Origin of the sequence: Ruminococcus flavefaciens, from assembly GCF_900116855.1 — a bacterium.
Lineage (GTDB): Bacteria > Bacillota > Clostridia > Oscillospirales > Ruminococcaceae > Ruminococcus > Ruminococcus flavefaciens_R.
In genome coordinates, this window is sequence record NZ_UETD01000006.1 from 24209 (window position 1) to 37975 (window position 13767).

General features: G+C 49.4%; 11 protein-coding genes and 1 tRNA gene. 4 read left to right on the forward strand and 8 right to left on the reverse strand.

What is annotated here, in order from left to right; translation table 11 throughout:
* Positions 1 to 64 precede the first annotated feature (64 nt).
* Together DSZ37_RS07280 and DSZ37_RS07285 are read right to left on the reverse strand one after the other, a co-directional pair.
* Positions 65 to 670, reverse strand: coding sequence for a uridine kinase (locus tag DSZ37_RS07280; protein WP_109726263.1), 606 nt, complete (start codon positions 668 to 670; stop codon positions 65 to 67).
* A 62-nt stretch (positions 671 to 732) separates the two neighbouring features.
* A complete protein-coding gene (locus tag DSZ37_RS07285; RefSeq protein WP_109726264.1) occupies positions 733 to 2103 on the reverse strand; it encodes a peptidoglycan DD-metalloendopeptidase family protein in 1371 nt (456 codons plus the stop codon).
* 238 nt (positions 2104 to 2341) lie between these two features.
* Between DSZ37_RS07285 and DSZ37_RS07290 the strand changes: the two genes are divergently transcribed.
* Positions 2342 to 2593 carry a heavy-metal-associated domain-containing protein gene (locus tag DSZ37_RS07290; RefSeq protein WP_109726265.1) on the forward strand — a complete coding sequence of 84 codons (252 nt, stop codon included), beginning with the start codon at positions 2342 to 2344 and terminating at the stop codon, positions 2591 to 2593.
* A 342-nt stretch (positions 2594 to 2935) separates the two neighbouring features.
* On the opposite strand, the gene DSZ37_RS07295 is transcribed toward DSZ37_RS07290, so the two are convergent.
* Positions 2936 to 5320 (reverse strand): cation-translocating P-type ATPase, encoded by a 2385-nt coding sequence (locus tag DSZ37_RS07295; RefSeq protein ID WP_109726266.1) that lies wholly within the window; start codon positions 5318 to 5320, stop codon positions 2936 to 2938.
* Between the two features lie 286 nt (positions 5321 to 5606).
* Here DSZ37_RS07295 and DSZ37_RS07300 point away from each other — a divergent pair, with 286 nt between their 5' ends.
* Entirely contained in the window at positions 5607 to 6179 is a 573-nt protein-coding gene (locus DSZ37_RS07300; protein WP_109726267.1) for a biotin transporter BioY, read from the forward strand.
* 236 nt (positions 6180 to 6415) lie between these two features.
* Here the strand turns inward: DSZ37_RS07300 and DSZ37_RS07305 are convergent, their stop codons facing one another.
* The 5 genes from DSZ37_RS07305 to aroB all read right to left on the reverse strand — a co-directional run bounded on the left by DSZ37_RS07305 (position 6416) and on the right by aroB (position 11441).
* On the reverse strand, positions 6416 to 7267 hold the full coding sequence (locus DSZ37_RS07305) for a patatin-like phospholipase family protein (protein ID WP_109726268.1): 852 nt from the start codon (positions 7265 to 7267) through the stop codon (positions 6416 to 6418).
* Between the two features lie 235 nt (positions 7268 to 7502).
* On the reverse strand, positions 7503 to 8096 hold the full coding sequence (locus DSZ37_RS07310; RefSeq protein WP_028520127.1) for a DUF4364 family protein: 594 nt from the start codon (positions 8094 to 8096) through the stop codon (positions 7503 to 7505).
* Between the two features lie 9 nt (positions 8097 to 8105).
* Positions 8106 to 9185: a chorismate synthase gene (aroC, locus tag DSZ37_RS07315; RefSeq protein ID WP_109726269.1), complete on the reverse strand. Its 1080-nt coding sequence runs from the start codon at positions 9183 to 9185 to the stop codon at positions 8106 to 8108.
* Positions 9166 to 10398, reverse strand: a complete 1233-nt coding sequence (gene aroA, locus DSZ37_RS07320) for a 3-phosphoshikimate 1-carboxyvinyltransferase (RefSeq protein WP_109726270.1) — start codon at positions 10396 to 10398, stop codon at positions 9166 to 9168. The genes aroC and aroA overlap by 20 nt, the downstream gene beginning before the upstream one ends.
* A gap of 2 nt (positions 10399 to 10400) precedes the next feature.
* Complete coding sequence (aroB, locus tag DSZ37_RS07325) at positions 10401 to 11441, reverse strand: 3-dehydroquinate synthase (protein WP_109726271.1); 1041 nt, start codon at positions 11439 to 11441, stop codon at positions 10401 to 10403.
* A 359-nt stretch (positions 11442 to 11800) separates the two neighbouring features.
* On the opposite strand from aroB, the gene DSZ37_RS07330 reads away from it, so the two are divergent.
* Together DSZ37_RS07330 and DSZ37_RS07335 are read left to right on the forward strand one after the other, a co-directional pair.
* On the forward strand, positions 11801 to 13483 hold the full coding sequence (locus DSZ37_RS07330; protein ID WP_109726272.1) for a putative bifunctional diguanylate cyclase/phosphodiesterase: 1683 nt from the start codon (positions 11801 to 11803) through the stop codon (positions 13481 to 13483).
* Between the two features lie 81 nt (positions 13484 to 13564).
* Positions 13565 to 13651, forward strand: a tRNA-Leu gene (locus tag DSZ37_RS07335).
* The last annotated feature ends 116 nt before the right edge of the window (positions 13652 to 13767 follow it).

Sequence of the window (13767 nt, forward strand, 5' to 3'; positions counted from 1 at the left end):
CATGATATAGTAACATAAAAACAGCGCTCAGAGGGAGCTCCCTTCTGAGCGCTGTTTGTTTTGTTTACAGTACCGTATCAGCCTTTTCGGCAGGGCTGTACTTCTCGGCGTAGAACCTCTCCGCAGGGAAGTATCTGTTCTCATACTTCTCACGGATAGCCCTTTCGTCACCGATATAGCCGTCGCGGAGAAGAACTCTCCTGAGTCTTTCCTCCTCGGGAACATCGAAATATATCATGTAGTCAAAGGCACCCTCAAGCTCCTCACGCTGGAGGAAAATGCCCTCTGTAAGAACCACGCTTCCCACGGGTATCTGTATGCTTTTCACTATATAAGTGTCATTGTCCTTATCGTAAAGCTCCACGGGCGGAAGCTCTCTCCCCTGTCTTACGGGACCTGCCACAGCCTCAAGGAAGTGGTCGTACCTCCACTGGAGATAGTAATACTGCTCCCACTGAGGGTAGTCGTCATTGTACCTGACAGCCTTGGGGTGGATGAAGTCATCGATGTGGAATATCTCGGCGTTCACGCCTTTTTCCGCCAGAAGCTTCCTGACCTCCTCTGCAACAGTGCTCTTGCCTGCGCCGCCGAGTCCGTCAAGTCCCACCATAAATGTCTTGTCGGTGCTCCGTCTTTTCATTATCTCGTCTGTGATCTTTGCTGCGTTCATATTGTTCTCCTTATAAAAAATTAAAAGGCAGTACCACCGCAGTGATACTGCCCTTTTATGCGTTATGAAGTTGCCTTTACGACAGCCTGCTTCAGCTCGATGAGGTCAAATACATCGACCGAGCCGTCATCATTCATGTCGGAAGCCTTGTACTGCTCCTCCGAGAATTCTCCTGAGCTCTTGAGCAGATAGCTCTGGAGCACTACCGCATCCGAAACATTGAGCGTACCGTCGCCGTTAAGGTCTCCCTTGGGCTTGTCCTCAGGGGGATCATCCTCAGGCGGCTCCGTTGTAACGGGCTCGGCAGGCTTTACCTCGCCGATAGTGAACTCAGTTTTCACCAGCTCGTAGGATTTGCCGCTGTTATCCTCGGCAACGATCTTATATGTGTACTCTCCGTCATAGAGAGCGTTGAAGACTATATTCTTGTCGAAATATGTCGCAAGGTCATACTTTACAGCGTTGGGAGCAGCCTCAGCCACCTGACTTGTAGCCTCGCCCTCACGGAAGTAAACGCCGCCGTATACCTTTGTTATGGGCAGATTTGAGGTGATAACGCCCTTGAGGGAGAAAGCCTTGCCCTTGGGTATTGCCCCCTCGGGAGCAGCAACATTCTCGATCTTCATATCGGACTCAACGGGCTCGTTTGCCTTTTTGAGCTGCATATAATCCATGGATGCGTAGCCCTTGACACCGTTGTACTCAACGTGCGCCCACTTACCGTCACCCTTGGTAACGGTAAACTCCGCATTTGCTGGTATTGAGCCCACAATGGAAGAATTAGTGCTGTGATCCGATCTTATATTGAGGTAGGTAACAACACTCTTGGTAGTGTAAAGACCTGCACAGTCCTCTGAACATGAGCACTCAGGCTCAGTTGAAGCAGGGGGCGTGGTAACGGTGGTACCGTCGTTGTCGGAATAAACGAAATATGAAAGCGGATCGTAGTATGTACGGGCTGGATAAGCCCCCAACAGGGTATTGCAGATACCGAAGTGGAGGTGATTTCCCGAGGACTCACCTGTGCTTCCCACCTTGGCGATCAAGTCACCCTGATTGACCTTAGCTCCTGCGCTGGTATTCAGCTGAGAAGCGTGTGCATAGAAGGTATAGACGCCCAGATCCGCATGGTAAATGATGACCATATTACCGTAAGCGCCCTTCCAGTCTGCGGAGATGACCTCTCCGCTGTAAGCGGCGTAGATATTGCTTCCGCCTGCCGCCTCAATATCAATGGCATTGTGATAGCCTGAAACATCGTTGATATTTCTCTGTGGATTGAAGTATGTTGTAATGTTCTTGTACTTAGGCTCTGTAGGCCATACCGCGTATGGTGCAGCGTGGACTTTTCCGATGGGAGTACATATCTGTACTGTGAAGAGAAGCGCAAACGTCAGAAGGATCGCAGCCGCTCTTTTGATCACATTCTTCATAATATTTTCTCCTTACATAGTAAAAAGTAACTGAACAATATATATATTACCATATTTTTGGCAAAAAGTCAATGCAAAACCGTAATTTCTGACAAAGGGAGCAATTTTTGCCTGTCTTCGGATTTATTCTGTGACCATTTCATAAGGCTGCTGAACATTGGCACTTCCACTTGACATTTAGTGTGAAAAGGTTTAGAATAATATTGTCAGCATATACTAACCCAAAGGAGTGTATAATATGGTAAAAACAATAATGAAGATCGACGGCATGATGTGCGGTATGTGCGAAGCACACGTCAACGACGCTATCCGCGCAGCAGTTTCCCCTAAAAAGGTAAACTCCTCACACAGTAAAGGAATTACCGAGATAATCTCCGAGAGCGAGCTTGACAGCGCAGTTCTCAGGGAAGCAGTTGAGAAGGACGGCTACAAGGTGCTGGATATCACCTCCGAGCCCTATGAGAAAAAGGGACTTTTCGGCAGAAAGTAAGCCTTCCTGTCCCTGCATAAGCTATAAAAAAGAGCTCCCCGTAGCTAAGGGCGGTACTCTTATAGAAGTTTTACAAGTGATATTGAGGAAAACTCTTTTGAAAAAGGGTTCTTCCTCAAACTCCTCCCCTAAAACTTTCAGCATTTAATTTAGCCCAGACAGGGCGCTCACAGTATTATACTGGTTTTCACATCTTGTGTGCAGCGCCCTGTCCGGGCTAAATTCAGTTATAAAGTCTTTGGAAAAGGGGTTCGGGGAAAGAACCTTTCCTCAGAAAGGTTTTTCCCCGATAATTTGCTATAGCATTCTATATGAGTGTAGCCCTTACGGGGGAGCTCTTTTTTATGCATTATCCCTGATAAAGAAATCCTGTACCTTTTTGGTTATGAGCGTCAAATATCTCAGACAGGGCTCTGCGATGATAGAGAAGTTCACGCAGAGGAGGATACAGCGGTTGGACATTGAGGTGATGGCGAACAGGTTGCTGACGAATATCATACAGCAGGCAAGTCCCACACCGCAGAATATCCATATACCCAGCTTGTACACATCAAGGGGCTTGGATATCTGGTAAACTATCATCATACCGACGATACTCATGAGAATGGTGGAAGCCGTAGCTATATCCGTTGGGGCAACGCTGAAAATGTTGCCGAAGTATATCATTGCACCTACCACCAGAACATCAGTCAGCGCCGCAGGGAGAGCCTTCAGCAGGATATTGGTGATAAATCTTCCGCGGATAAGGTCACGGTTGGGCATGAATGACAGGAAAAACGCAGGAAGTCCGATAGTGAAAACGCTTATGAGTGATATCTGCGATGGCATGAGAGGATACTTCATACCGAAGCAGATGGACAGTATAGCGATTATCAGCGAGAAGATATTCTTAACGATGAAAAGGCTTCCCGAGCGCTCAAGGTTGTTTACCACCTTGCGTCCCTCGGCAACAACGTCGGGCATCTTGGAAAAGTCCGACTCAAGGAGCACCAGCTGTGCAGCCTGAGCGGCAACATCGCTTCCCGAAGCCATAGCCACGGAGCAGTCCGCGTCCTTGAGAGCGAGAACATCGTTTACGCCGTCGCCCGTCATGGCAACGGTCTTGCCTGCCTTTTTGAGAGCCCTTACGAACTTTCGCTTCTGCTCTGGAGTAACTCGTCCGAATACGGTATACTTCCTTACGGCGTCCTTTATGGCGTCATCGGTGGTGAGGGTTGTAGCGTCAACATACGCCCCTGCATTCCTGATGCCTGCCTGCTTGGCGACCTCAGAAACGGTCACGGGGTTATCGCCCGAGATGACCTTTATCTCCACGCCCTGTTCGGCGAAGTATTTGAAAGTCTCGGGAGCATTCTCACGGATGGGATTGGACATCATCACGAAGCACACAGGCTCAACGGGAGCAGTAAGCGCCTTTCCGTCGGGTATGCCTCTGTATCTGCCGAAAACAAGGACACGGTAGCCCTTGCGGCTGTAACTGTCGATAACGCTCTTGAACTCCCTGATATCGTCCTTGAGGACAAACTCGGGAGCGCCGAGAACAAAGGCATCGCGCTCGAATGTAACGCTGCTGTACTTGAACTCGGAGGAAAAGCCCGTAGTGGATATGGCAGTTCTTCCTGCGGGACGGTGAAAATGTCCCTTCATGGCAGTCATGGTCTGGTTATCGGACTCCTGTGCGGCGGCAAAGTCGCTGAGCAGTCCCTGTATCATATCGTCCGCATACTCATCGGAAGCTGATACAACATCCGCAACAGTCATCTCATTCTGTGTGATAGTACCTGTCTTGTCCACACAGAGCACATCTACACGGGCAAGGGTCTCGATACATTTCATGTCGTGAACGAGTACCTTGTTTATGGCAAGCTTCATTGCGCTGATAACAAGAGAAACACTGGCAAGGAGGAACAGTCCCTCGGGTATCATGCCTATGACAGCGGCGACCATCGACTGAACGCTTTCCTTGACGTGGTAGTGATTCACATAGTAAGCCTGATAGAAAAGGATTATGCCGATAGGAATGATAGCTACGCCTGCAAACTTGACTATCTTGTTGAGCGAGCGTATCATCTCGGACTGCTCGCCCTTCTTGGACTTCTTAGCCTGAAGTGTCAGTCTTGAGATATAGGAATGTCTGCCCACCTTTTCAAGCCTTGCGCGGCAGCTTCCCGAAACTATATAGCTTCCCGACATGAGAGTATCCCCGGGCTTCTTCGATATCTCGTCGGACTCACCTGTCAGCAGCGACTCGTTTACGGAGACGTTTCCGTCCACCACGATGGCATCTGCGCATATCTGGTTTCCTGCCTTGAATATGACGATATCGTCCAGCACAAGTTCCTTTGAGGGAACGCTTATGACCTGTCCGTCGCGGACCGCTGTACTTACGGGAGCATTGAGCACCGTTATCTTGTCCAGAACGGATTTTGAGCGAAGCTCCTGAATGATACCGATGAGAGCATTGGCAATGATAACAGGCATGAATGTCAGGTCTCTGTATGAGCCTACCACAATGAGGAGTACAGAGAGGATAACAAATATAAGGTTGAAGTAGGTAAAGATATTGTCAGCGAGTATTTCCTTCACCGTTTTTGAGGGCGACTCAACAGGCTTGTTGTCGAGTCCCTCAGCGATACGCTGTCTGACCTGAGAAGCGGAAAGTCCCTCATCGGGGTCAGCCTTGAAGCGTTCCGGGTCGGATACCTCGCGGAATTCACTGGTTTTCATTATGTCGATAAACACCTCACAAAATATACTTTTTTAATTATAACATACTATTTTAAAAAAGGCAAGAGGTGCGGAGAAAATGCTTCTGCTTTGAAAACCTTTTCCGCGAAAAGAGCTGCGATGGCTCACCGCTTATAACTCATAAATCACAGTAAAGCATTATACCGAGAGAAAAATACTCGCACCGAAAAAAGCGAAGCATAGCGTCAACCTGTTGCAATACAGTGGTTGACAAAGCAATTCTCCCGTGCTATAATAGTACATATCCAGAAAGGAGCTATGAACTATGAACAGCACTGTTTCCGCAAAGGAACCACATAGACCATTCACCACAAAGGAGCTTGTACTCACTGCCATGTTCACGGCACTTATCGCAGTATGCTCCATAATCTCCATACCCATAGGAGAGATATCACTTACCCTCCAGACATTCGCGGTATTCTGTGCGCTGAACATTATCGGCGGCAGAAACGGACTTTTCTCCGTACTGGTGTACATACTGCTGGGCTGTATCGGACTTCCGATATTCTCTAAGATGCAGAGCGGCGCAGGAGTCATAACGGGTCCCACAGGTGGCTATATACTGGGATTTGTCCTGATGGCGCTGGTATACTGGGGCGGCACGAAGCTCCTCGGCAAGAGCCTTCCCGTAAGGGTGTCTCTTATGGTGGTCGGACTTATCCTGTGCTACACCTTCGGCACTATCTGGTTCGTATTCGGCTATACAAAGTCAGGCAGTGACATGACATTCATCCACGCCATGGAGCTTTGCGTACTTCCATATATCCCGGGAGATGTTGTGAAGCTGATACTTGCGCTGGTGATCACAGAGCGCATAAAGAAACACGCGGATATATAAAAGCGTCCCCGAAGCTTAAATGCTTCGGGGACTTTTTCATTGCTGTGTTAAATCATAATTTAGCAAAGCTAAATTATGATTTAAGCCGTTAGCCCATAGCCATTAGCCGTTAGCCTGATGTAGGGGCGGCGTTCCGCCGCCCGATAATAAAGCGGCGAAGCCACTTCCTAATGGCTAAAAGCTAAAGGCTAAGGGCTTCGGAATTTAACACCTGCGGTGTTAAATTCTGATTTACCTCACTCTTTATCCAGAAAAGCTTGCAGAGCTTCAAGGCGCTCCTTTGCGATACGTCTGCCGATGCGGTAGACCTCGCGCATAACATCGGGGTCGTGCTCAACGTGCCCCACAGGGAGAGACTCCTCGGGGGCGATAACAAAAGCGCTTCCCTTCTCCTCGGCACCGCGGATATACTTCAGCTCACTGTTGTACATCTTGTGTCTGTTTTCGGCAGCCTTTATGAGTTCGGGGCACTTTCTGTACTTCATCTTCATGAGAGATATACCGCTCGCAGGCTTTTTGACATAGTCACGGGGCTGTGTGAGCACCACCACGTTCCTGTCGTAGCCCCTGCTCTCCATGAACCTCAGCGGTATTGAGTCGGAAATACCGCCGTCAAGCAGCTTATAGCCGCCCACCTCCACTATACGCGCCACAACAGGCATAGAAGCGGAAGCCCTTATCCACTCCAGCTCGTCATAGTCGATGGGACCGCATTTATGGTACACCGCCTTGCCTGTGGTGATATCCGTAGCCACCACCCAGAACTCCATAGGAGAAGCCGCAAAGGCAGCATTATCAAAGATATCCAGCTCATCGGGGACTGTATGATAGCAGAACTCCGCGCCGAAAAGGTCTCCTGTTTTAAAGAGTGAGCGCTTGCTGCAATAGCGCTTGTCCTTGCAGAACCGCGTATTGTAGCGGATAGCTCTGCGTATCTGTCCCGATTTGTAGTTGCAGCCAAAGGCAGCACCTGCGGAGACTCCCACAGTGCCGTCGAGGATTATATTATTTTCCATGAGGACATCAATGACTCCTGCGGAGAAAAGTCCGCGCATAGCGCCGCCCTCGAGAACAAGTCCGTATTTCATATCTTACTCCCTTGATGTTGTCAGCATTATTGTTCAAACCTGACAATTATTCGTATGCTGATTCAGTCATTCCTACAAAGTTGAAAATAAATTTTGAGTTATACAACGGTTTTCCGTTGAAAATACCGCCTTTCCGAACCTATAGTGAAAGCACTTTTTCAGAACGGAGATGATGCCGCCCATAATGTAACGGGCATAAAACAAAAGAGCTGGCATAAGACAGCTCCTTATATTTTCAGTTGTCGCTGAGGTCGTAGGGAGGCTCCTCATTGGAGAGGGCAACTTCAATGACCTTGCCGTAAAAGCCTGCGGGATTGAGAAGTATCTTCTCGCCTATGAGCTTTGCCTGCGTCAGGTCGGGAGCATAGAGCTTCAGGTCCATAAGGTCAAAGCTTGAGTCGATGCACCTTACATGGGTGTAGTAGCCGTTTCCCACGGGCTCGTACTCTATTTTCAGTTCCTTTTCGTACTGTATCCGCGCAAAATAGCGGAGCGCAGCCAGCACCAGCTTGTCCCTGTAGGACTTGGGAGCGTAGTTTTTCAGCTGCTTTGCACACTCTCTGCCCTTGGGCTGAAGCACATAGCAGTCCTCGTCCTTGTCGTCCTTTTCGGCTGTGATATGGCCGTTTTTCAGGAGATAGCCGATAGAGTCCTGATAGTAGAAATAGTTTATGATACCCGTTCCGATAGCAATATCATAGAGCTGGTCGGGGCTGACGGGTCTGTCTATTTTGTAAAGGAGATAGCAGAGGAGGATATTGAGCGTGGGGATGTCCCTTATCTCAGTATCGGCACGTTCTGCCATTTTCATGATATTTTCGTCCTGCATATTATCACCTTAACAGAAATTGGGATAGTCCATCATATGTGAGAGAAGGGCAATATTCACCGCAGCCTCCACACAGGGAACTGCCGCAGGGACATTGCAGGGTATATGCTTTATGCTCTCGGCAGTCTCGTCTGTCATATCGCGGTAGTTGACCGCATTCTGCTGACCGCCCACATATTCCGAGGGACGGAAGGCAACTCTGAGAGTTATGGGCATACCCGAGGAGATACCTCCGATTATGCCGCCGTGGTTATTGGTCCTTGTGACAACGTGACCGTGGTCGTTGACGTAGAATTCGTCGTTGTTCTGACTTCCAACCATTTTTGCCGAAAGGAAGCCTGCTCCAAACTCCAGTCCCCTGACATTGGGGATGCCGAAAACGAGCTGAGCGATGTTGTTCTCAAGTCCGTCGAATATGGGAGAGCCGATACCTGCGGGAACATTGACAGCAGCGCACTCGATGACACCGCCGAGGGACTCTCCTCCCTCGAAAGCCTTATTGATATCCTCTGTCATCTCCCAGCCCTTGCGGTCGTTGATAACGGGGAAATCCTTGTTCCTTACGCTGAGTATGCCGTCCCTTGTGATATTGACGGGATCAAAGGGATTATCCTTGATGTTGTGTATCTGAAGAATGTGTGCGCCTGTGTAGATACCGCGTCTTTCCAGTATCTGGGCGCAGACAGCTCCCGCAAAGCAGAGAGGAGCCGTAAGTCTGTCGGAGAAATGTCCCCCGCCGCGCACATCATTGAAGCCCTTATAGCGGAGAGTTCCCGTATAGTCGGCATGACCGGGTCTCACCAGATTATCGGGCATTTCGTGCTGAGGTGCGGAGGTGTCGGTATTCTGCAAAAAGGCACAGAGAGGAGTTCCCGTAGTGCGGTCGTTGAAGATACCCGACATTATATGGGGCATGGAATTAACGGCAGGAGCGCTGCCGCAGGAATATCTTCTTGCCATGAAGCGTGCAAGCTCCTCGGCATCAATATATTCTCCCGAGGGAAGATTGTCCACGGTAACGCCTATGGCAGGACCGTGAGCCTCACCGAACATGGAGACAGATATCCTATTATTCCAGAATGATGACATTTGCTTTACCTCCGAGCATATTGTAGTCGTCAAAGAAAGCAGGGTAAGACTTTTCCGCAGCCTCAGCTCCCGTGATGACCACCTCGCCGTCGATACGGGTAGCAGCAATGGCAGCTGCCATTACTATCCTGTGGTCCCCGAAGCTGTCAACTGTACCGCCGTGCATAGCACCTGTGGGGTGGATTATAAGACCGTCATCGGTTATCTCCACATTACCGCCGAGGGCATTGAGCATGGCGGCAGTGGTCTGAAGGCGGTCGCTTTCCTTGATCCTGAGTCGTTTAGCGTTGTATATTACCGAATCGCCGCTGCCGAAGGCGCCCAGCACCGCAAGTATGGGTACAAGGTCGGGAATGTCCGAGCAGTCGGCTCTGTAGTGTCCGATACTGCCATTATAACACATATCGCGTATAATTTCAAGGATTTTCTTGTCGCCCTGAACGCTGTTTTCGTTGAGGTTGCCAAGCTCTACCTGTGAACCGAGGGCATTTGCCACACAGAAGAAAGCTGCCTGTGAGTAGTCTCCCTCTATCCTCTCATCGTGGGGAGCATAGCTCTGACCGCCCTTTATACGGAAGCCGCGGTCGGTCTCCTCCGCGGAAACGCCGAATCTTCGCAGGGTATCAATGGTTATATCCACATAGGGACGGGATTCCAGATGTGAAGTGAGAACTATCTCGGAGTCACCCTCAAGCAGAGGAAGCGCAAAGAGAAGTCCCGTGATGAACTGTGAGGAAACGTCCCCCTCTATCTCGAAAATGCCGCTTTTAAGTCCGCCCGACACATTGAAGGGCATGGTGTTTTGATAGTCAAAGGCAACACCGTTTTTCCCCAGCTCCCTGATAAAAATGTCGATGGGGCGCTGCGGCAGTCTTCCTCTGCCGCGGAACTCCGTATCGCTGCCCAGTGCAGCTGCTATGGGGATTATGAAGCGAAGTGTGGAGCCGCTCTCGTTGCAGTCGATAACGCACTTCTCCGCCTTACGGCTGCCGGAGCCGATAACAGTGATATCGCCGCCGTCTACGGTAAATTTGGCACCGAGGGCGGTCATAGCTCCGATAGTAGCCTCAATGTCCTTGGACATGGTAACTCCGCTGAGGTGTGAAACTCCGTCTGCCAGAGCAGCGCATATAATCGAACGGTGAGCGCAGCTCTTTGATGCAGGGACACTGAGCTTTCCGCGGAGCACCGAGGGTCTGATACTTACATCCATGGTCAGCCCTCCATAAGGCGGCAGAATTCGGTGAATGGCACCTTAACTATCTCGCCCTTGCCTATCTCATTGCAGATGATGTAGTTTATGTCCTTCGCCTCATTCTTCTTGTCCTTTGAGCAGAATGGCAGCAGCTCGCTCATTGGGATATCACTTCCTGTGGGAAGCCTGTATGCCTCGCAGACCTTTCTGAGCCTGTCAGAAAGCTGAGGCGCAAGGCGGTCGGTTATCATGCACATTCCTGCGGCAACTGCCTCACCGTGGGCAATGCCCTTGTAGTTGTACCAGCCCTCCAAGGCGTGTCCGAGAGTATGTCCGAAATTGAGCACCATGCGCTCTCCCCTGTCAAACTCGTCGTGCTCGACTACGATACGCTTTATATCTATGCAGGCATAGACCATTTCGTCCATTATGTCGTCAACAGTATCAAGGTCCTTGGACTCCATGAGCTCAAATAACTTTTCGTCCCTTATCATGCCGTATTTTATGCACTCGCCCATGCCCTCTGCAAGGGTCTCGGACTTCAATGTTTTCAGTATGTCGCTGTCACAGATGACCAGTGCAGGCTGCTTGAAAGCTCCCACAAGGTTCTTGCCCCCTGCAATGTCGATAGCGGTCTTGCCGCCCACAGAGGAGTCCACCTGTGCAAGGAGAGTAGTGGGTATCTGCACGAACTCCACTCCCCTGAGATAGGAAGCAGCGGCAAAGCCTGTGATATCGCCAACAACTCCGCCGCCGAGAGCTATGATGATGTCGCTTCTGGTGATATTGCTCTCACAGAGGAAGTCGTAGATCTTCCCCAGATTTTCAAGGCATTTGGACTGCTCGCCGTTGGGAAAAACAAAAACGCTGCACTCAAACCCTGCAGCCTTCATTGAGTCAAGTGCAGTCTGAAGATGGAGCTTTTCCACGATATCATCGGTGATGATGGCTGCCTTTCTCGACTTTGTGACCTCTGATATATATTCTCCGCAGTGAGCAAGTCCTCCGCGCTGTATCAGCACCTCATAGGGATGGCTCGTTTTTACGCTTATCTTCTTCATTTGACCGACCTCCGATACTAAACCGACCGCCGTAAAACACTGCGGTCATCTTAGAAAAATTATACCATAGAGGAGGTCAATTGTCAACGCTTTTCCACTCTAAAACTTTTATCCGATAAAACTCGGATTTTCGTGTGATCTTTGCTTCTTCACGTTTTTTTAATATCTAACTCAAAAACGAAGCGCCGCCCCTTCCGTTTGTTGAATTTGTACAACAAAAAATAACATTCCAAAACAAGCATTGTATTATTCACACTGTGTTCATAGAATGTTTATCATTATGGTCATTTCTTGTGGTATAATTATCATGTATAAAATATAATCTGACGCAGGCTTTTGCCTGTTCGGAGGGGATATGCATGAATACAAACGAGTATCTGACAGCTATTGAAAAGTTTATCAGCGGGATGTATGTCATTCCCGATACACTTGCGCCCGCTTCCACAGAAGCAATGGAGGATCTGTGCTATGTTCTCAAGATAGGCAAGATCGATTTCATTGCCTATGACAATGAGGCTTCGGAACATATGGGGCTGTTCAGAAGCTACTGCTTTTACGACTGTGGGGGCAGTTCTGACGGTGATTACATCACAAGGCGTCTTATCACGCCCGATGACAATATAGCAGTATACAAGATCATCCACCGCGACGGCACTGACGAGTGGACTGAGCTGGACCGCGGCAGGATCGAGGTCTTTATCTCTCTGCTCAGCACCTTCAACGCCAGAGGAAGGCTTCTGAAGTTGACTCACAGGCTCACCTTTTTCGACAGTGAGCTGGATATGTACAACCTCAGACAGTTCATGAAAACTGTGAGAGTGCTCTGCAAGGCGGAAAGAATAGACGAATTTACCGCAGTATACTTCAATCTGAAGCGCTTTTCCATTGTCAATCAGCAGATAGGCCGCGAAAACGGCACCCGTGTCATGAAAAAGTTCATCGGTATGATAGATGAGCTCCTTGACCACGAAAACGAGTTCGTATGCCGTATCGGCGGAGACAATTTCATAATAATCCTTGCAGACGAAAAGCTTGAGTCTGTACTGAAGCTCCTCAGCGGTGTAGGAATCACCATCGACGACAACAAATCAGAGCGTATATTTATCTCCGCTACCGTCGGAGTTTACGTCATTCCCGATATGGACAGCTTTGTCCTTCCCACGGATATCATGGACAGAGTTAGCATGGCTTTCCATATCGCAAAACTCACTCAGGATGTGGTCTTCTTTGACGACGCTCTCCTCACAAGTAGCAAACGCCATAACGATATCACAGCCAGCTTCCCAAAGGCTCTTGCAGACGAGGAGTTCCTCGTCTACTATCAGCCAAAGGTTTCCCTTGACGGTCGGAATATCGCAGGTGCAGAGGCGCTCTCACGCTGGTACCACAACGGCAGACTTATCTCTCCTGCGGATTTCATTCCCGTCCTCGAACAGGGACGCGATATCTGCAAGCTTGACTTCTATGTCCTCGACAAAGTGTGCAGGGATATCAGAAGATGGCTTGACACCGGCAGAAATGTCGTGAGGATATCTGTTAACCTGTCAAGACGTCATCTCTCGGATATGGACCTGCTGGACCGTATAGTCAAGATAATCGACAAACATAAGGTCCCCCATGAGCTCATCGAGATAGAGCTCACAGAGACCACTACCGATGTGGAGTTCAAAGACCTGAAACGTACTATAAGCGGTCTCCAGCAGACTGGTATATCGACCTCTGTGGACGACTTCGGCATAGGTTACTCCTCACTTAACCTTATAAAGGAGCTTCCGTGGAACGTGCTGAAGCTGGACAAGAGCCTGCTGCCCGACAAGAACAATAACAATGACGAGCAGAAAGGCATCATGTTCAAATACATCGTCGCCATGGCTCAGGAAATGGGGCTGGAATGCATCGCCGAGGGCGTTGAGACCAAGGAGCACGTCGATCTCCTCACCTCAAACTCCTGTAAGCTTGCACAGGGATATTACTTCGACAAGCCCCTGCCCGTTGAGGAATTCGAGACCAGACTGGACGCAAATTACATCTACGATATATAACTAACAGGCTGCCTTTTTACGGCAGCCTGAAATTTTGGTATTGACATTTTGTATTATTATGTGTTATAATTACAATAATGCGCCGGTGTGATGGAATTGGCAGACGTGCGAGACTCAAAATCTCGTGGTGGCAACACCGTGCGGGTTCGACCCCCGCCACCGGCACCAGCACAGTGCCTGTGCGCCCGACCACGTTGACGCTCGCAGGCTCGCTCACTATTATCAGAAAAGATAGCTGCACATCGCTTACGGCAGTCTCATCAGTTTTCTACAGCTTACACAGC

What these genes read in the sequence shown, in the direction of transcription:
- DSZ37_RS07330 (WP_109726272.1), top strand. Translation starts at nt 11,801, where the DNA reads ATGAATACAAACGAGTATCTGACAGCTATTGAAAAGTTTATCAGCGGG.
- DSZ37_RS07300 (WP_109726267.1), top strand. Translation starts at nt 5,607, where the DNA reads ATGAACAGCACTGTTTCCGCAAAGGAACCACATAGACCATTCACCACA.
- DSZ37_RS07285 (WP_109726264.1), bottom strand. Translation starts at nt 2,103, where the DNA reads ATGAAGAATGTGATCAAAAGAGCGGCTGCGATCCTTCTGACGTTTGCG.
- aroA (WP_109726270.1), bottom strand. Translation starts at nt 10,398, where the DNA reads ATGGATGTAAGTATCAGACCCTCGGTGCTCCGCGGAAAGCTCAGTGTC.
- DSZ37_RS07295 (WP_109726266.1), bottom strand. Translation starts at nt 5,320, where the DNA reads ATGAAAACCAGTGAATTCCGCGAGGTATCCGACCCGGAACGCTTCAAG.
- aroB (WP_109726271.1), bottom strand. Translation starts at nt 11,441, where the DNA reads ATGAAGAAGATAAGCGTAAAAACGAGCCATCCCTATGAGGTGCTGATA.
- DSZ37_RS07280 (WP_109726263.1), bottom strand. Translation starts at nt 670, where the DNA reads ATGAACGCAGCAAAGATCACAGACGAGATAATGAAAAGACGGAGCACC.
- DSZ37_RS07305 (WP_109726268.1), bottom strand. Translation starts at nt 7,267, where the DNA reads ATGAAATACGGACTTGTTCTCGAGGGCGGCGCTATGCGCGGACTTTTC.
- aroC (WP_109726269.1), bottom strand. Translation starts at nt 9,185, where the DNA reads ATGTCATCATTCTGGAATAATAGGATATCTGTCTCCATGTTCGGTGAG.
- DSZ37_RS07290 (WP_109726265.1), top strand. Translation starts at nt 2,342, where the DNA reads ATGGTAAAAACAATAATGAAGATCGACGGCATGATGTGCGGTATGTGC.
- DSZ37_RS07310 (WP_028520127.1), bottom strand. Translation starts at nt 8,096, where the DNA reads ATGCAGGACGAAAATATCATGAAAATGGCAGAACGTGCCGATACTGAG.